The organism is Streptomyces sp. NPDC039480, assembly GCF_055597165.1.
Window position 1 is genome coordinate 149,116 of sequence record NZ_JBVITX010000008.1, and the last position, 17,113, is coordinate 166,228.

Consider the following 17,113-nt stretch of genomic DNA (forward strand, 5'->3'; position numbering starts at 1 on the left):
GCCCCTGTCCCCCGGGGGCACGGTCACCCGGGAGGGGGACCGCGTTCCTCCGTATGGCGTACGGTGCCGCCCATGGCAAGTGTGCTCGTCGTCGAGGATGACCAGTTCGTACGCTCCGCCCTCATCCGGCATCTGACCGAGGCATCGCACACCGTGCGCAGCGTCGGCACGGCCCTGGAGGCGCTGCGCGAGGTCGCCCATTTCCGTTTCGACGTGGTGATCCTGGATCTCGGCCTGCCCGACCTCGACGGGTCGGAGGCGCTGAAGATGCTCCGCGGCATCACCGACGTCCCCGTGATCATCGCGACCGCGCGGGACGACGAGACGGAGATCGTGCGGCTCCTGAACGACGGCGCCGACGACTACCTCACCAAGCCGTTCTCCGTCGAGCACCTCTCGGCGCGCATGGCCGCCGTGCTGCGCCGCGCGCGCGTCCCGGCCGGCGAGGCGGCGCCGGGCAGCGTGCTCCGCGTCGGCGGGCTCGCCATCGACCCGCTGCGGCGCCAGGCCGAGCTGGACGGGGCACGGCTCGACCTGACCCGGCGCGAGTTCGACCTGCTCGCCTTTCTCGCCGGGCGGCCCGGCGTCGTCGTGCCGCGCAAGGAACTGCTCGCGGAGGTCTGGCAGCAGAGTTACGGCGACGACCAGACCATCGACGTACATCTGTCGTGGCTGCGGCGGAAGCTCGGTGAGACGGCCGCGCGGCCGCGCTATCTCCACACCCTGCGCGGGGTCGGCGTGAAGCTGGAGCCACCGGTGCCGGAGCCCGCGCCGTGAGGTGGGCCCTCGTCAAGGTGTGCCTGGCCGTCACGGTGATGGTCGTGGTGGCCTTCGCGGTGCCGCTCGGCCTCGTCGTCAAGGAGATGGCCAGGGACCGCGCCATCTCGAACGCGGAACGGCACGGCGCGGGCATGGGCCCCACGCTCTCCATCACCACCGACCGCGAGGAGCTCACCCGGGCCGTCGCCTCGTCCGAGGCGGGCGGTGACGGCCGGATGGCCGTGTACGTACCGGCCGTCGACGCCGCCGAGGCCTTCGAGGTCGGCGAGCCGAGGGCCGGGGCGCGGGCCGTGGCGGCGACTCGCGAGGAGGGCAGGGCCAGGACCGCCGGGGTGCCCGGCGGCTTCGTGGTCCTGCAGCCGACCGCGCTCAGCTCGGGGACGGCGGTGGTGGAGATCTACGTCCCCGAGGCCGAGGTCAGCAATGGCGTGGCCACGGCGTGGCTGGTGCTCGCGGGCGTCGGTATCGCGCTCGTCATCGGCTCGGTGGCGGTCGCGGACCGGCTCGGCGTACGCATGGTCCAGCCCGCCAAGCGTCTGGTGGGCGCCGCGCACGACCTCGGTGAGGGCAAGCTGGGCGCGCGGGTGCCGGAGGAGGGGCCGAAGGAACTGCGGCTCGCCGCGGTGGCGTTCAACTCGATGGCGGACCAGGTGGTGCAACTCCTGGCGAACGAGCGGGAGCTGGCGGCCGATCTGTCGCACCGCCTGCGTACGCCGTTGACCGTCCTGCGGCTGAACGCGGCCTCGCTCGGCGACGGGCCCGCCGCCGAGCAGACCCGCACGGCGGTCGAGACGCTGGAGCGCGAGGTCGACACCATCATCCGCACCGCCCGCGACGCGAAGCCGCAGACCGCGACGGTCGGGCCCGGCGCGGGCTGCGACGCCGCCGAGGTGATCCGGGAGCGGATGGCGTTCTGGTCGGCGCTCGCCGAGGACGAGGGGCGCGAGGTGCGGGTGGCGGGCGTCGAGCGGCCGGTCCGCATCCCGGTGGCCCGCACCGAACTGGTCGCCGCCCTCGACGCGTTGCTCGGCAACGTCTTCCGGCACACGGGCGAAGGCACCGCCTTCTCGGTGGACGTGCACAGCGGAGAGGACGCCGTGATCGTGCTGGTCTCCGATGCGGGCCCCGGCATCGCCGACCCGGAGGCGGCGCTCGCCAGGGGAGCGGGCTCCGGCGAGGACGGCTCCACGGGGCTCGGCCTCGACATCGTGCGCCGCCTCGCCGAGTCGACGGGCGGCGACGTCCGCGTCGGCAGCTCGGTCCTGGGCGGCACGGAGGTCCGCATCTGGATACAGCTGGACGCCCGCCGGCCGGCGGAGGGGCGCCGGGGCCACCGGGGGACCGCGGTGCGCGGCCGCAAGCGGGTCCCGGGACCGGGCCGCCCGAGCCGGACGGCGTGACGTCGGCCGGGGGCCGCTACTTCCTCGGGAACATCGCCTGACTCGCCGAGTCGACGAACGGCGCCACCATGTCGATGTCCACGAGACCAACGCGCCGCGCGATCTTTAATCGGCCCCCATCCCTCCCTTAAGCGCACCCTAAGATCACCAATCCGCGTCCCACATGGGCGTTTTGTCGCTTCTCGCGCGGCTAGCGTGCTGCCGCACCCCCACCCCCGTGCAACTCCCCCTACAGCTAAGGCAGGCACGCCATGAGCAGCACGCACCGGCGCACGGTCAGCACCCGGTCCAAGGTCGTCGGCGGTCTCGTCGCCGCGTCCCTCGTGGGCGGCGGCGCCTTCCTCTTCTCCGGGACGGCGCTCGCGACGAAGGCCCCCGCAGAGGAGGCCACGGAGAAGGCCGCCCCCGCCGAGTCCAAGTTCGCGCCCTTCGTCGACACCTCCCTCGCGCCCGCCTACGACCTCCTCGACACCGCGGAGAAGACCGGCGTCAAGGAGTTCAACCTCGCGTTCATCACCTCCGGCGGCGGCTGTGAGCCGCTGTGGGGCGGCGCGACCGGGCTCGGTGACGACAAGGTGGCCGCGCAGATCGACGGCCTGCGCGCCGAGGGCGGCGACGTCCGTGTCTCCTTCGGCGGCGCGGCCGGTTCCGAGCTGGGCCTCAAGTGCGACAGCGCCGACGCCCTCGCCGCGGCGTACGGCAAGGTCGTCGACGCGTACGAGCTGACCAAGGTCGACTTCGACATCGAGGGCGCCGCGCTGCCGGACACCGCGGCCAACACCCGCCGCGCCCTGGCCATCGCCCGGCTCCAGGAGCGGCACCCGGACCTGGACGTGTCGTTCACGCTGCCCGTGATGCCCGAGGGGCTGACGCAGCCCGGTGTCGACCTGCTCGCCGACGCGAAGAAGAACGGCGTGCGGATCGACGCGGTCAACATCATGGCCATGGACTACGGGCCCGCCTACAGCGGTGACATGGGCGAGTACGCCATCCAGGCCGCCACCGCCACGCAGAAGCAGCTCAAGACCGCGCTCGGCCTCTCCGACAAGGCCGCGTGGCGGGCCGTCGCCGTCACGCCGATGATCGGTGTCAACGACGTCACCACCGAGGTCTTCAGGACCGACGACGCCACCGAGCTCGTGAAGTTCGCCGAGGCCAAGGGCGTCGGCCGGCTCTCGATGTGGTCCTCGACCCGCGACAAGGCCTGCGAGGGCGGCGCGTCCGGCTCCGCGCAGCCGACGTGCTCGTCCATAGAGCAGCAGCCGCTGGCGTTCACGAAGGCGTTCGCCCAGTACAAGTAGGCGTACAAGTAGGCATACAAGTAGCGGTACAAGTAGCCGTACGAGTAGCCGTACAAGCGACTCCCTACGCCGTCGTCGCCCGCCATTCCTCCGCGTAGTCGTTGAAGATCTTCCGCAGGTGATGCCCGATCTTCAGGTAGTCGAGGTCGTCGAGATTGGCGAGCGAGACCCGCACCGACCACTGCGGCCCGTCGAAGCCGCCGCCGTTCAGGAGCACCACGGACGTCTGCTCGGCGAGGCGGAAGAGCGGGTCGATCGGCTCATAGTTCTTCTCCAGGAAGTCGGCGAAGTCCCTGCCGTGGACCCGTTCGGCCTCCGCGAGCAGGTCGAGCTCGATGTAGTAGGCCGCCCGCTTCGGATCGTCGGCGATCTTCATCTGGGCGCCTTCGAGGAGCAGGTCGAGGCGTTGCCGCACGATCGCGCGGATGCGCCTCTTGTACGCCTGGCCCTCTTCGAGCATGTCGAAGAGCGAGAAGAGGGTCATCATCACCTGCTGGGGGAGCGAGAGGCCCGCGGTGTGGTTCAGGGCGACCTGACGCGAGTCGGCGACGAGCCGGTCGATGAAGCGGATCGTCCCGGGCTCCAACGAGAGCGTGCCGTAACGCGAATCGAGCCGCCGCTTCTGCTCGTCCGGCAGGGCCGCGAGCATCTCGTCGATGACGTTGTCGTCGTGCAGGCCGATGACGCCGAGCCGCCAGCCCGTGCAGCCGTAGTGCTTGGAGTACGAGTACACGAGCAGGGTGTTGCGCGGCAGCTCGGCGGCGATCGACCGGAAGCCCTCCACGAACGTGCCGTACACGTCGTCCGTGACGATCAGCAGGTTCGGGTTCCGGGTGGCGACGATGTCCTTGAGCTGGTCCGTGACCCGCTGACTCAGCGCCAGTGAGGGCGGGTTGGACGGGTTGACCAGGCAGACCAGTCTGACCGCCGGGTCCGCGAGCTTGGCGACCTCCTCCTCGGGGTAGCGCCACTCGCGGACACCGGTCTCGGTGAAGAGGCTCGCCTCGACGTGCACGACGTCGAACTCGTACGTGTCGAGCTCGGGGATCTCGATGTACGGCGTGAACACCGGCACCATCAGGGCGATTTTGTCGCCCTTCTTCAGGATGCGGTTCTTCATGAGCGAGTCGAAGATGTAGCACATCGCCGCCGTGCCGCCCTCGGTCGCGAACAGCGACAGCTCACCGGCCGGGGGCCGTCCCGCGAACATCTCGTCGGCGAGATAGCCGCGTACGACCTGCTGCGCGTGCGTCAACATACGGTCCGGCACCGGGTAGTTGTCGCCCACCGAGCTGTCCGTCAGTTCGTGGAGGAACGCGTCCCGGTCGAACCCGAAGCGTTCGACGGCGTACTCCACACACTTCCGCAGCAACTCCACGCCGGGCAGGTCGGGGTGCCTGCGCACGAACGTGTCGAAGCGTTCGCCCGAGCCCGGCTTCTCCGGCATGCCGCCGAGGTCGTCCGCGGTCCACACGCGTCTCGACTCGTCGAGCGCGAAGTAGCCGAGGGCGTAAAAGGCCTCGCGGGGGCCGGTGGCGATCCAGTTGGGGTTGCCGCGGCCCGCGTTGAGCAGCTGCGCGCTCGACTTCTCCTTCTGGCCCGGCTTGTCCGCCTGGGCGGCCTGCGCGACCTGGATGAACGTGTCCTTCAGCTCGAAGGGGCTGAGCCGGGCGAAGGACTGGATCTCGGCGCGGGTGAACGTCGTCTTCGGCACGGCTTGCCTGCTTCCTTGGTCGGTCATCACTCACGCTCCGAGCACACCGACGAGGATCGGGCCGGTCAGGGGGAGCAGAAAGTTCGAGAGGGCGTACGTGATCGTGTAGCCGAGCATCGGGACGGAGCTCTGGGCCGTCTGGGTGACGGCGGTGATGGCGGGCGTCGAGCACTGCTGGCCCGCGATGGCGCCGATGAGCAGCGGCTTCTCGATCTTCAGGAGCTTGCGGCCGACGATCAGGGAGAGCGTCGCCGGTACGAGCACCATGGCGATCCCGGCGAGCGGGAGCAGCACGCCGTACTCCTTGAGCAGCGGCCAGGCCTGCGGCCCCGACACCAGGCCCGTACAGGCGATGAAGACCGCGAGGCCCATGTCCTTGATGGTCGCCGCGGCCTGCGGCGGGAAGGCGCCGAAGGTCTGCCTGCGGGAGCGGAACCAGCCGAAGAGCAGCCCGGAGATCAGACAGCCGCCACCGGTGCCGAGGGACATCGGGACGTCGCCGAACTCCACGACGACCTGCCCGAGCAGGGAGCCCGCGGCGATGCCGAGACCCAGATAGACGAAGTCGGTGGCGTCGTTCCTGACGACCGCGCCGATCTTCGCGACCACCTTGTTCAGCCCGGAGCGGGCGCCGACCAAAGTGAGCACGTCGCCGCGGTGGAGCCGGGTTTCGCCGCCGGCGGGCAGGAGCTGGTCCCCGCGGAGCACCTCGGTGACGTACACGCCGTCCTTGATGAACTCGGGGTGCGTCCGCTGCAGCTCGTCGATGGTGAGGCCGTCCGCCGCCTTGTCGGTGACGGCGACCTGGCCGGTGGCCAAGGGGGTGTCGACGCCGGGAATGCCGGGGGTCTCTGGCCCGATGAGGCGGCCGGCCTCGATGACGTTGGCACGTCTGCCGACCAGCAGGACCAGGTCCGAGAGGGTCAGCCGCAGGCCGGGCGTGATCTTCAGGAGCTTGCTGCCGCGTTTGACGGCCTCGACGGTGATGCGGCCGTCGAGCTCGGTCTGCAGGTCGCCGACGGTCCTGCCGTCGCCCGCCGTCACCAGATACGTGCGGCCGACCATGCCGGGCAGCGCCTCGCGCTCGTCGGACTCGAGGCCGCCGCCGCCCCCGCGCATCTTCTCCCACAGCTCCCGCGAGGCGTCCCGCAGGTCGATGCGGAGCAGCATCGGCATGATCTGGCTGGTGTAGATCACGACGGTGATCAGGCCGAAGAGATAACAGACGGTGTACGCGGTGGCCACGTGCCCCTGGTACTCGGAGATCTGCGCCTGGGTGAGGCCGCTCAGCTTGCCGATGGACTCGGTGGCCGTGCCCACCACCGCGGACTCGGTGGCCGCCCCGGCGAGGATCCCCGAAGCGGTGCCGACGTCCAGGTCGAAGACCTTGGCGAGCCCGAACGCGATACCGAGCACACAGACCAGTTCGATCCCGCAGAGGACGAAGAAGCGCAGGCTCTCACGGTTGAGGTTGGCGAAGAACTGCGGGCCCGCCATGTAGCCGAGGGCGAAGATGAAGAGCGCGAAGAAGATCGTCTTCACGTCGTCGGAGACCGTCACCTCCGCCCAGGCGCCGATCAGCAGCGAGACGATCAGCGTGCCGCAGATGCCGCCCAGGGTGAGGGGCCCGACCCGCAGCTTGCCGACCAGGTAACCCAGGGCGAGGCAGACGAAGAGCGCGAGCTCGGGGTGGTCACGGAGGACACCCATGGGCACTCACCGCGCCCGGAATGTCGCAGTGTGTACGGAATCCGGCATGGTCGAAACGTTAAGGAGCCGCGTGGCGGGGCGCCACTCGTGCGCCACCTGTGCCACCCGGCTCCCGTACGTCCCCCGCAGGCCCCGCGGAGCCTCAGCTCACGTAGGCGCCGGCCGGCAGTTCCCCCGCCCCCGCGACCGTCGCGTACCAGTGGGCGCTGGACTTCGGGGTGCGGGCCTGCGTCTCGTAGTCGACGTAGACCGCGCCGAACCGCTTGCCGTAGCCGTACGACCACTCGAAGTTGTCCAGGAGCGACCACAGGTAATAGCCCCGCACGTCGGCGCCGTCGGCGATGGCGCGGCGGACGGCGCTCAGGTGGCCGTGCAGATAGGCGATGCGCTCCGGGTCGTGGACGCGGCCGTCCGGGTCGGGCTTGTCGTCGTAGGCCGCGCCGTTCTCGGTGATGTACATCGGGAGCCCGGGCGCCTCCCGGGAGTACCGCATGATCAGCTCGTGCAGGCCCGTCGGGTCGATGGTCCAGCCCATCTCGGTGCGCTCGCCCGGCGTCTGGTGGAAGGCGACGTCGTCGGAGCCCGGCCACGGGGAGTGCTCGCTCACCCCGTGCCCGTCGGCGCGCCGGGTCGCGGAGCCGTCCGGCGCGGCCGAGACAAGCGCGGGCGTGTAGTAGTTGAGGCCGAGCGCGTCCAGCGGCTGGTGGATGGCGGCCAGGTCGCCGTCCTGTACGCAGGACCAGTCGGTGATCCGGGCCGTGTCCGCGAACAGGTCCGCCGGGTAGGCGCCGTGCAGCATCGGGCCGTGGAAGACGCCGTTGGCGAGGTTGTCGATGCGCCGCCGGGCGTCCTGGTCCCGCGGGTCGTCGGAGACCGCCCTGACGACCGCGGAGTTGAGGCTGACCGCGACATCGGCGCGGGCCGGCAGGACGGCGCGCAGCGCCTGGGTGCCCAGGCCGTGCGCGAGGTTGAGGTGGTGGGCGGCGTGCAGGGCGGCCGCCGGGTCGGTGCGGCCGGGGGCGTGCACGCCGGAGCCGTAGCCCAGGAAGGCGCTGCACCAGGGTTCGTTGAGGGTGATCCAGGACGGGACGCGGTCGCCGAGCGCCTCGCCGACGATGCCCGCGTACTCGGCGAACCGGTACGCGGTCTCGCGCGCCGGCCAGCCGCCCGCGTCCTCCAGCTCCTGCGGCAGGTCCCAGTGGTAGAGGGTCAGGGCGGGCCGGATGCCGCGGCCGAGCAGTTCGTCGACGAGGCGCCGGTAGAAGTCCAGGCCCCGCTGGACGGCGGGGCCGCGCCCGGTGGGCTGCACCCGGGACCAGGAGACGGAGAACCGGTAGGCGTTCAGGCCCAGGCCGGCCATGAGCTCCACGTCGTCGCGATAGCGGTGGTAGTGCTCGACGGCGATGTCACCGGTGTCGCCGCCGGCCGTCCGGCCCGGGGTGTGGCTGAAGGTGTCCCAGATGGAGGGCGTGCGGCCGTCCTCCCGCACGGCGCCCTCGATCTGGTACGCGGAGGTGGCGGTGCCCCAGAGGAAGTCGGAAGGAAAGGTGAGGGATTCGGACATGGAAGCGCTCCCACGGGAGAGAGGAAAGGGGTACGAGGGGATGGCGAAGGGGGATGAGGGCGGGAGGGGGAAGCCCGGGAGCCTGTAGGCTCCCGGGGAGTTCAGCCCTTGACCGCGCCCTGCATGATGCCGCTCACGATCTGCTTGCCGAACAGGACGAACGCGAGCAGCAGCGGCAGCGTGCCGAGCAGCGCGCCCGCCATGATCACCGCCCGGTCGGGGATGTAGCCCGTACCCAGGGAGTTGAGCGCCACCTGGACGGTCGGGTTCGACTGGTTGAGCGCGATGATCGGCCACAGGAAGTCGTTCCAGGCCATGACGAACGTGAGCAGCCCGAGGACGGCCATCGCGGGCCGCGCCGCCGGGAACACCACGTGCCAGATGATCCGCAGGCTGCTCGCCCCGTCCATCCGGGCCGCCTCGATCAGCTCGCTCGGCAGCGCCTGCAGCAGGTACTGCCGCATGAAGAACACCCCGAAGGCGCTCACGAACGTCGGCAGGATCACCGCCTGGAGCTGGTTCGTCCACTGCAGGTCGGCGACCCACAGATAGAGCGGTACGACGCTGAGCTGCGGCGGCACCATCATCGTGCCGATGGTCAGCAGGAGCAGCGCGCCGCTGAACCGGAACTTCAGCTTGGCGAAGGCGAATCCGGCGATGGTGGAGAACAGGACCGTGCCGATGGTGATGCTGCCCGCCACGATCGTGGTGTTGAGCATCGCGTCGCCGAGGCTCGCCTCGGTCCAGGCCCGTTCGAGGTTCTTGAAGAGGTTGCCGCCGAACCACAGGGGCGGCGGGGTCTGGGCGAGCCGCCCGCTGGTCCGCGAGGCCGCGATCGCCGTCCAGATCAGCGGCGCCAGCGAGACGGCCGTGAACAGGGCGAGGACGAGGTAGGTGACGGGCCCCGCGTGCATCGTGCGGCCGGCCTTCGGGCCCGGCCGGCGCCTTCCGGACTTCGGGTCCAGCGTGCGGGACTTCATCGGTCCTTCCTCAGTCGTCGGGCGATCAGCAGATTGACCGCGGCGATGAGCAGCAGGATCACCAGCATCAGCCAGGCGACCGCGGACGCGCGGCCCAGGTGGCCGTTGATCCAGCCCTGGTCGTACAGATAGAGCCCCAGCGTCTGGAACTGGTGGTCGGCGCCGCCCTTGGACCCGGACGTGCCGCCGAACAGCAGCGGCTCGCCGAAGAGCTGGGTCGCCCCGATGGTGGAGACGACCACCGTGAACAGGATGGTCGGCCGCAGCATCGGGATCGTCACGTGCCGGAACTGCTGCCAGCGCGAGGCGCCGTCCAGCGCGGCCGACTCGTACAGGTCGTGCGGCACGGCCTGCATCGCCGCCAGATAGATCAGCGCGTTGTACCCGGTCCACCGCCAGATGACGATCGAGGACACCGCGAACTGCGAACCCCACGACGACTCGCGCCAGTTGACGGGGTCGATGCCCACCGAGCCGATCATCCAGTTGACCATGCCGCCGTCCCACGCGAACAGCAGCGTGAAGACCAGCGAGGCGCTCGCCACCGAGGTGGCGTACGGAGCGAGCATCGCCACGCGCCACAGGGTGGAGCCGCGCAGCTTGTAGTTGAGCAGGTGCGCGATGCCGAGGGCGACGGCCAGCTGCGGGACGGTGGAGATGACACCGATGGTGAAGGTGTTGCCGAGCGCGTTCCAGAAGTAGTCGCTCTGCAGCAGGTTGGTGTAGTTCTCCAGGCCGATCCAGGTGCTGTCGTCGAGGTTGGTCAGCGACAGGCGGTGCAGCGACGCCCAGCCGGTGTAGAGCAGCGGGAAGAGGCCGAAGGCGCCGAAGAAGAGGAAGAAGGGGGCGACGAAGACGTACGGCGACGCTTTTATGTCCCAGCGGTACAGACGGCTGCGCCACGGCGACGTGGGGGAGGCCTTGCGGCTCCCGGACGCGGCCGGGGCCGCGTCCCCCGCACCGGGGGACGCGGTCTCGGCGTACTCAGTGGTCTCGGACATGGGCGTCACTGTCCCAGAACGTCCTTGATCTCTTCCTGCGCGGCCTTCCAGCCCTGTGCCGGGGACTTGCCCTGTTGCTCCACCTGGAGCACCCCGATGTCTGTGATGGACTGGCCGATCTGGGCGTCCTTCAGGCCGTAGACGGCCGAGGGGGTGTTCTCCGCGATGCCGGCGTAGATCTCCGTGATGGGCGCGTCGTTGAAGTAGGCCTTCGTGGCGGGCGACGGCTTCAGCGTGTCGTAGACCGACGGGGTGGACGGGAAGCTGGCCTGCTTGGCGAAGATCTTCGCGAGCTGCTCGGGCTGCGTCAGCCAGACGGCGAGCTCGGTCGCCTCCTTCTTGTGCTTGCCCGCGCTCGGCACACCGAGGAACGTGCCGCCCCAGTTGCCGTCCGTGGGCGCCTTGGCCATGTCCCACTGGCCCTTGCCCTCGGGGCCCGTCTTCTCCTGGATGTACCCGGCCATCCACGCGGGGCAGGCCACGGTCGCGAACTTGGCGTTGGCGAAGCCCTGGTCCCACGTCGGGTCGAACTGCTTGAGCTTGGCGGACATGTCGCCCTGTGCGACCTTCATCGCCGCCGCCCAGGCGTCCTTGCGGCCCTGGCTGTCCTCGTAGATCTCCTTGCCGCCCTTGTCGTAGTACCGCTCTTTCGCACCGGCGAAGACGGCGTTGTAGACGCTGGCGGCGGAGTCGACGAACTTGCTGCCCTCGGGCGCCTTCTCCATGTACTTCTCGCCCATGGCGACGTACTTGTCCCAGTCGCCGCCCCACTCCTCGGCGAGCTTCTCGCGGTCGGTGGGCAGGCCGGCCTTCTCGAAGAGGTCCTTGCGGTAGCAGAGCGCCGTCGGGCCGATGTCGACGCCGAGGCCGATCGTCTTGCCGTCCTCGGTCGTGGCCTGCTGCCACTTCCAGTCGAGATACGTCGACTTCTCCACGCCCTCGGCCTTGCCCAGGTCCTCGAACTTGGCGCCCTGGGTCTGCACGACCTCGGTGATGTTGCTGACCTCTATGGCCGCGACGTCGTTGACACCCGCGCCGGACTGCAGCTGGGTGAGGAGCTTCGGGTAGTAGGCGTCGTTCCGCTCGATGACGTTCTCTTTGATCTTGATGTTCGGATGCGACTTCTCGTACTCGTCGTAGAGACCTGCCTGCTTCAGGCCCAGTACGCCGAACGTGCCGACATTGAGCGTGATCTTGCCGTCGCCGCCTGCCGAGCCACTGTCGTCGTCGCTCGAACATGCGGTCAGCAGGCCCGTGGCCAGCGCGGTCGCTGCCGCGTAGGCCACCAGTCGGCGGGACCGGCGGTGATTGGTACGCATGACGTCCTCCTGTTGCCTGACGTGCCGACCCCCCGGCCAACTGCACTGCTGGGCCCGTTGGTTCACGCTGCGGCTCGGGCGGGGAACGTGCGGGTTGTGTACGTGTCAGGTAGTGTGGGAGCGCTCCCACAGGTGATGAGTTGAAGACTCGTGGCTACGGACAAGGGTGTCAAGGGACCCGACAGAGAGTTATGTCTTCGGTTATCGGGCCGTTACGGGAGGCCCCAGGTTCGGCCCGGCTCCGGCTCGGCGGCCCGCCGAAGATCGGGCTGTTACATTCCTCGCCGGGGGAAGTGTGACGGGAGGCGGACAATGGCAGCTCACGCAGCGCGCGGCCGCAGTGGCGGCCGGCCCACGCTGGAAATGGTCGCCGCGCGGGCCGGGGTCGGCCGGGGGACGGTGTCCCGGGTGATCAACGGCTCGCCGCGGGTGAGCGACGCGACCCGCACGGCCGTCGAGGCCGCCGTCGCGGAGCTGGGGTACGTCCCGAACACCGCGGCCCGCGCCCTCGCCGCCAACCGCACGGACGCCATCGCCCTGGTCGTGCCCGAGCCCGAGACCCGCTTCTTCGCCGAGCCGTACTTCTCCGACGTCCTGCGCGGGGTCGGCGCCGAGCTCAGCGAGACCGAGATGCAGCTGCTGCTGATCTTCGCGGGCAGCGACCAGCGCCGCCAGCGCCTGGCCCAGTACCTCGCGGCCCACCGCGTCGACGGGGTGCTCCTCGTCTCGGTGCACGCCGACGACCCGCTGCCCGACCTGCTCTCCCAGCTGGAGATCCCCGCGGTGATCAGCGGCCGCCGCTCCGCCGAGGAGGCGCTGCCCTCCGTCGACTCCGACAACTACGCCGGGGCGTGCTCGGCCGTGGAGCACCTGCTCTCCCGCGGCCGCACCTCCATAGCCACCATCACGGGCCGCCTCGACGTGTACGGAGCCCAGCGCCGCCTCGACGGCTACCGCGCCGCACTCCAGGACGCGGGCCGCACGGTGGACGAGCGGCTGATCGTGCCCGGCGACTTCACGGAAGAGGGCGGCAGGCGGGCGATGCGGGAGCTCCTCGCGGCCTGTCCCGAGGTGGACGCGGTCTTCGCGGGCTCCGACGTGATGGCGGCGGGCGCCCGGCAGGCGCTGCGCGAGGCGGGCCGCCGCATACCCGACGACGTGGCGCTCGTCGGCTTCGACGACTCGGCGATCGCCCGGCACATGGACCCGCCGCTGACGAGCGTGCGGCAGCCGATAGAGGAGATGGGGCGGGCGATGATCGACCTGTTGCTCGCCGAGATCGCGGACAGCCGCCCCGCGGCCGCGCGGCGCCTGGAGCGGCGCCAGCTGGTGCTTCCGACGGAACTGGTGGAGCGGGCGTCTTCCTGACGCCCGGGGATGCGGTCGGCCCGTGGGAGAACACGGGGAACCCGCGGAAGAACACGGAAAAGCGGAAGGGCCCCGGTTCTCTCGAACCGGGGCCCTTCCTACAGGGTGAGTGACGGGACTTGAACCCGCGGCCACCTGGACCACAACCAGGTGCTCTACCAACTGAGCTACACCCACCATGTCCGGTCTTTTGTCGTTCTTCCGACCGGCCGAGAAAAAGTGTACAGGGTCCGAAGGGGTGCTCGCGCACACCTTTTCCGGACCCCGTACACAGTCCCGCAAACAGGGCGCTCGCGGAGGCTACTCCGCAGGCAGGACGTACTTGGCCGCGATCGTCCTCGCGGTCTCCGAGTCGGGCCCGGGCTGCGGCACGAAGACCGCCTCGCGGTAGTAGCGCAGCTCGGCGATGGACTCGCGGATGTCGGCGAGCGCGCGGTGGTTGCCGTTCTTGTCCGGGCTGTTGAAGTACGCCCTCGGATACCAGCGCCGGGCCAGCTCCTTGATGGAGGACACGTCGACGATCCGGTAGTGGAGGTACTCCTCCAGCGTCGCCATGTCCCGCAGCAGGAAGCCGCGGTCGGTGCCGACCGAGTTTCCGCACAGCGGAGCCTTCCGCGGCTCCTTGACGTGCTCACGTACGTACGCCAAGACCTGCTCCTCGGCGTCGGCCAGCGTGGTGCCGCCGGCCAGCTCGTCGAGGAGCCCCGAGGCGGTGTGCATGGCGCGCACCACCTCGGGCATGGTCTCCAGCGCCGCGTCCGGCGGGCGGATCACGATGTCCACACCTTCGCCGAGCACGTTCAGTTCCGAGTCGGTGACCAGTGCGGCCACCTCGATAAGTGCGTCATCCGTCAACGAGAGCCCGGTCATCTCGCAGTCGATCCACACCATGCGATCGTTCATGCCCCCAACCCTACGGCGCGCTCCTCTGGCCGGGCAGGGGAGCACGTCCTGGCGCGTACACGTCGGAGTTCGGCTTGCCGGACTCGGTGGGCACCGAGGTCGACGGGCCGAGCGCGCTCGCGGCCGCCGTGCGCCGGGTCTGGGTCGGCACCGGTCCCGCCTCGACCAGCGTGGGCACGGCCTGCGCCGTCGCGGACACGGGCTCGAGCACGCGCTCGCCCTGCGGCCTGCGGGCGCGGTACGCGGCGCGGTAGGCGGCGGGTGACGAGCCCAGCTGGCGCCGGAAGTGACCCCGCAGCGCCACCGGTGAGCGGAAGCCGCAGCGGCCCGCGACCTCGTCGACGGAGTAGTCGGAGGTCTCGAGCAGCCGCTGTGCCTGGAGCACCCGCTGGGTGATCAGCCACTGGAGCGGCGCGCTGCCGGTGAGCGAGCGGAACCTGCGGTCGAAGGTCCGCCTGCTCATGTACGCGCGCGCGGCGAGCGTCTCCACGTCGAACTGCTCGTGGAGGTGCTCGAGCGCCCAGGCGACGACCTCGGCGAGCGGGTCGGCGCCGATCTCCTCGGGTAAAGACCTGTCGAGATAGCGCTCCTGGCCGCCGGCCCGGCGCGGCGGCACGACGAGCCTGCGGGCGAGCGCGCCCGCCGCTTCGTTGCCGTGGTCCGTGCGCACGATGTGCAGACAGAGATCGATTCCGGCCGCGGTGCCGGCGCTCGTCAGGACGTCACCGTCGTCGACGAACAGCTCGCGCGGATCCACGTGGACGGACGGATAGCGCTTCGCGAGCGTCGGCGCGTACATCCAGTGGGTGGTCGCGGGGCGCCCGTCGAGCAGCCCCGCCGCGGCGAGCACGAACGCGCCGGTGCAGAGCCCGACGATGCGGGCGCCCTCCTCGTGCGCGCGGCGCAGCGCTTCGAGCGCTTCCGGCGGCGGCGGTGAGGTGATCGACCGCCACGCCGGTACGACGACGGTGCCGGCCCGGCCGATGGCCTCCAGGCCGTGCGGCGCGGTCAGTTCGAGCCCGCCGGTGGTCCGCAGCGGGCCCTCTTCGCCGGCGCAGACCAGCAGCCGGTAGCGGGGGACCCCCGCGTCCTGCCGGTCGATGCCGAACACGGAGAGCGGTATGGAACTCTCGAAAATGGGACCGCCGCTGAAGAGCAGCACCGCTACGATCTCCCGGCGGCGCCGCCCCGAGAGTTTCCGAGCCGCGGCCTCCGGCGCGGCAGTGGAGTCGTGGCTCATGGTGCTAAACCCCCCTTGGGCTTCGCGGCTCCCTGTTCCTGGCGTGCTTGACGTTTTTGACGTGCTTGACGCGCTTGCCTGGCTTGTCGCTGCTGCACGTTTCCCCTCGGTCCTCCACCAGTCCCCCGCCGTAATACAGTCAAGATCGAATCTACTGCGTCCCGTGCTGCCGGGGTGACCAGTTCATCACTCGGCAGATTGTCGACATGGCAACTTGGCGTGAAGCATTCGATCACGAAGCGTTGCACTCGGGCGGCTTGCTGGGAAGTGCGCCTTGGCTCCATGGCCGGTCCCCGTAGGGTGCGGGCGGCCTGTGCGCGCCTTTCAGCCCTGGTCGGACGGGGGTTGAGGGGGCGTTCGGCCAAGGAATCGACGGCCCCCGGAAGTTGGCTGAAAAGCTACGGGAGCGTGTGTGTGAATTGGTCAGTCCACCGGCGCACTGTCGGCACTGTGACGAGTGCCCCTGTGCGCCCCTGAGCCCGTTCTGCCGTGCCGTCCCCGGTGCCCGTTGTTCTGTTCTGCAAGCAGTCGCGCGGCGCCCTTTTCGGACTGCCGCAGGAGCACCCGGCAGACCCCGGTGACGGCCACGAGGCCGAGCGCCGCGCCGGCGGCGCCGGCCAGTGACCCCCCGTACCCGACGAGGACGACGGGGACCAGTACACAGCTGAACGCGGCCCAGCGGACCACGTCGCTCACCGAGTCCGTGGGCGTGTCCCGCGGCTGGCGGGCGCGCGGTGCGGGCACCGCGGCGGGGCGGCGCTCATGCGCGCCCTCCCGGCCCGGCCTGCCTTGCTCGGGTGAAGGCGGGAAGAGGGTGGAAGGTGAGGACGCGGGCGAAGGTCCAGGCACGGCGTGCTCCCTGTGGCAGATGGCGTACGGAGATCCAGCGCTGTCCAACGCCTGGCTTCCCGGCGGGTCACTGGGGAGGCCACCGGGTGGCGCCGGACGGGTGGGCAAACCGCCTGTAGGAGGCAGCAACCATTGCCATCCGGGCGAGGCTCATGCATGCTCCGGTGAACGCCGGGAGGCCCTGTGCAGTCCCGGCGGGGCCTCTGTGCGGGGCTCTTCGCAGGTCCCGGGCAGGCTCTGGGCAGGAGGGGAGTGTCGCCGTACCCTTGGGGGTATGGGCTTGGGAAGATGATTCCCGGACGACCTTTCAGGTCCTGAACGTTCGCACCACCAGAAAAAGCCGACCCTCCCACAGAGGACTCCTTCGCCGAGACACCGATGGCCGGTCACGAATTCTTCGAACCTGCGGACCGCAAGCGGCAGGTCGCCGATCCGACAGCGACCCCCCGAGCGGCGGAAGAACCGCGTCATTCCTGCGATCCCGCCTTCAGGCACGGTGTCGTCGTCGGTTTCGACGGCTCGACCTCCAGTGAGCGGGCCCTCTCCTATGCGATCGGGATGGCCCACCGCTCCGGCTCCGGCCTGATCATCGTGCACGTCGCCAACCGGCTGCCCACCACGGTGTGGGCGGGCTGCGAGCCGCCGGTCTTCGTCGACGTGCCGGACCACCGCACGGAAGTACTCGGCCTGGAGCTGGCCTGCGCGGACTACCTCGCCGAGGTGCCGTGGATCCTCGTCGAGCGCGGCGGCGACATCTGCCACGAGCTGGAGGAGGTCGGCCGCGAGTACAGCGCGGACGCGATCGTCGTCGGCTCCACGCACGGCATCGTCGGCCGCATCTTCGGCTCCGTCGCGGGCCGTCTCGCGCGCCGCGCGCAGCGCCCCGTCGTCGTCATCCCGTAACGCTCCGCGGCCCTCGGTGAGTTGCGGGCGGCAACCCTCAACTCCCTTGAGCGGGCGGTTTCATGAGCAGATAAATCTACT

14 protein-coding genes and 1 tRNA gene are annotated in these 17,113 nt (G+C 70.2%); 5 read left to right on the forward strand and 10 right to left on the reverse strand.

Going from position 1 to position 17,113, the window contains the following annotated elements; all coding sequences use genetic code 11:
- Positions 1 to 72: 72 nt before the first annotated feature.
- The 3 genes from ACZ56E_RS24915 to ACZ56E_RS24925 all read left to right on the forward strand — a co-directional run bounded on the left by ACZ56E_RS24915 (position 73) and on the right by ACZ56E_RS24925 (position 3,481).
- On the forward strand, positions 73 to 777 hold the full coding sequence (locus tag ACZ56E_RS24915) for a response regulator transcription factor (protein ID WP_468601390.1): 705 nt from the start codon (positions 73 to 75) through the stop codon (positions 775 to 777).
- Positions 774 to 2,180, forward strand: a complete 1,407-nt coding sequence (locus tag ACZ56E_RS24920; RefSeq protein ID WP_471217416.1) for a sensor histidine kinase — start codon at positions 774 to 776, stop codon at positions 2,178 to 2,180. The genes ACZ56E_RS24915 and ACZ56E_RS24920 overlap by 4 nt, the downstream gene beginning before the upstream one ends.
- A gap of 251 nt (positions 2,181 to 2,431) precedes the next feature.
- Positions 2,432 to 3,481, forward strand: coding sequence for a chitinase (locus tag ACZ56E_RS24925; protein ID WP_471217417.1), 1,050 nt, complete (start codon positions 2,432 to 2,434; stop codon positions 3,479 to 3,481).
- A 64-nt stretch (positions 3,482 to 3,545) separates the two neighbouring features.
- On the opposite strand, the gene ACZ56E_RS24930 is transcribed toward ACZ56E_RS24925, so the two are convergent.
- The 6 genes from ACZ56E_RS24930 to ACZ56E_RS24955 form a co-directional block, all read right to left on the reverse strand.
- The gene (locus tag ACZ56E_RS24930) at positions 3,546 to 5,195 is read right to left on the reverse strand and encodes a bifunctional aspartate transaminase/aspartate 4-decarboxylase (RefSeq protein WP_471217419.1); all 1,650 of its coding nucleotides are present in this window, start codon (positions 5,193 to 5,195) and stop codon (positions 3,546 to 3,548) included.
- 30 nt (positions 5,196 to 5,225) lie between these two features.
- Positions 5,226 to 6,905 (reverse strand): aspartate-alanine antiporter, encoded by a 1,680-nt coding sequence (aspT, locus tag ACZ56E_RS24935; RefSeq protein WP_471217421.1) that lies wholly within the window; start codon positions 6,903 to 6,905, stop codon positions 5,226 to 5,228.
- A gap of 142 nt (positions 6,906 to 7,047) precedes the next feature.
- The gene (locus ACZ56E_RS24940; protein WP_471217423.1) at positions 7,048 to 8,469 is read right to left on the reverse strand and encodes a GH1 family beta-glucosidase; all 1,422 of its coding nucleotides are present in this window, start codon (positions 8,467 to 8,469) and stop codon (positions 7,048 to 7,050) included.
- A 101-nt stretch (positions 8,470 to 8,570) separates the two neighbouring features.
- On the reverse strand, positions 8,571 to 9,449 hold the full coding sequence (locus tag ACZ56E_RS24945; protein WP_468601378.1) for a carbohydrate ABC transporter permease: 879 nt from the start codon (positions 9,447 to 9,449) through the stop codon (positions 8,571 to 8,573).
- A complete protein-coding gene (locus tag ACZ56E_RS24950; protein WP_468601376.1) occupies positions 9,446 to 10,450 on the reverse strand; it encodes a carbohydrate ABC transporter permease in 1,005 nt (334 codons plus the stop codon). The genes ACZ56E_RS24945 and ACZ56E_RS24950 overlap by 4 nt, the downstream gene beginning before the upstream one ends.
- Positions 10,451 to 10,455: 5 nt before the next feature.
- Positions 10,456 to 11,769 carry an extracellular solute-binding protein gene (locus ACZ56E_RS24955; protein WP_471217426.1) on the reverse strand — a complete coding sequence of 438 codons (1,314 nt, stop codon included), beginning with the start codon at positions 11,767 to 11,769 and terminating at the stop codon, positions 10,456 to 10,458.
- Positions 11,770 to 12,081: 312 nt separating this feature from the next.
- Here ACZ56E_RS24955 and ACZ56E_RS24960 point away from each other — a divergent pair, with 312 nt between their 5' ends.
- Positions 12,082 to 13,137 carry a LacI family DNA-binding transcriptional regulator gene (locus tag ACZ56E_RS24960; protein WP_471217428.1) on the forward strand — a complete coding sequence of 352 codons (1,056 nt, stop codon included), beginning with the start codon at positions 12,082 to 12,084 and terminating at the stop codon, positions 13,135 to 13,137.
- 104 nt (positions 13,138 to 13,241) lie between these two features.
- Here ACZ56E_RS24960 and ACZ56E_RS24965 read toward each other — a convergent pair.
- The 4 genes from ACZ56E_RS24965 to ACZ56E_RS24980 all read right to left on the reverse strand — a co-directional run bounded on the left by ACZ56E_RS24965 (position 13,242) and on the right by ACZ56E_RS24980 (position 16,129).
- Positions 13,242 to 13,314: transfer RNA gene (locus ACZ56E_RS24965), tRNA-His, on the reverse strand.
- Positions 13,315 to 13,437: 123 nt separating this feature from the next.
- Positions 13,438 to 14,040: an oligoribonuclease gene (orn, locus tag ACZ56E_RS24970; protein ID WP_468601370.1), complete on the reverse strand. Its 603-nt coding sequence runs from the start codon at positions 14,038 to 14,040 to the stop codon at positions 13,438 to 13,440.
- Between the two features lie 10 nt (positions 14,041 to 14,050).
- Positions 14,051 to 15,280, reverse strand: coding sequence for a helix-turn-helix domain-containing protein (locus tag ACZ56E_RS24975; protein WP_468601368.1), 1,230 nt, complete (start codon positions 15,278 to 15,280; stop codon positions 14,051 to 14,053).
- Positions 15,281 to 15,703: 423 nt separating this feature from the next.
- Entirely contained in the window at positions 15,704 to 16,129 is a 426-nt protein-coding gene (locus ACZ56E_RS24980) for a hypothetical protein (protein ID WP_471217431.1), read from the reverse strand.
- A 378-nt stretch (positions 16,130 to 16,507) separates the two neighbouring features.
- Here ACZ56E_RS24980 and ACZ56E_RS24985 point away from each other — a divergent pair, with 378 nt between their 5' ends.
- On the forward strand, positions 16,508 to 17,032 hold the full coding sequence (locus ACZ56E_RS24985) for a universal stress protein (RefSeq protein WP_398298007.1): 525 nt from the start codon (positions 16,508 to 16,510) through the stop codon (positions 17,030 to 17,032).
- Positions 17,033 to 17,113: the final 81 nt, after the last annotated feature.

Coding starts and splice junctions, on each gene's coding strand:
- ACZ56E_RS24915 (WP_468601390.1), top strand. CDS start 73: ATGGCAAGTGTGCTCGTCGTCGAGGATGACCAGTTCGTACGCTCCGCC.
- ACZ56E_RS24925 (WP_471217417.1), top strand. CDS start 2,432: ATGAGCAGCACGCACCGGCGCACGGTCAGCACCCGGTCCAAGGTCGTC.
- aspT (WP_471217421.1), bottom strand. CDS start 6,905: ATGGGTGTCCTCCGTGACCACCCCGAGCTCGCGCTCTTCGTCTGCCTC.
- ACZ56E_RS24940 (WP_471217423.1), bottom strand. CDS start 8,469: ATGTCCGAATCCCTCACCTTTCCTTCCGACTTCCTCTGGGGCACCGCC.
- ACZ56E_RS24945 (WP_468601378.1), bottom strand. CDS start 9,449: ATGAAGTCCCGCACGCTGGACCCGAAGTCCGGAAGGCGCCGGCCGGGC.
- ACZ56E_RS24950 (WP_468601376.1), bottom strand. CDS start 10,450: ATGTCCGAGACCACTGAGTACGCCGAGACCGCGTCCCCCGGTGCGGGG.
- ACZ56E_RS24955 (WP_471217426.1), bottom strand. CDS start 11,769: ATGCGTACCAATCACCGCCGGTCCCGCCGACTGGTGGCCTACGCGGCA.
- ACZ56E_RS24960 (WP_471217428.1), top strand. CDS start 12,082: ATGGCAGCTCACGCAGCGCGCGGCCGCAGTGGCGGCCGGCCCACGCTG.
- orn (WP_468601370.1), bottom strand. CDS start 14,040: ATGAACGATCGCATGGTGTGGATCGACTGCGAGATGACCGGGCTCTCG.
- ACZ56E_RS24975 (WP_468601368.1), bottom strand. CDS start 15,280: ATGAGCCACGACTCCACTGCCGCGCCGGAGGCCGCGGCTCGGAAACTC.
- ACZ56E_RS24985 (WP_398298007.1), top strand. CDS start 16,508: ATGGCCGGTCACGAATTCTTCGAACCTGCGGACCGCAAGCGGCAGGTC.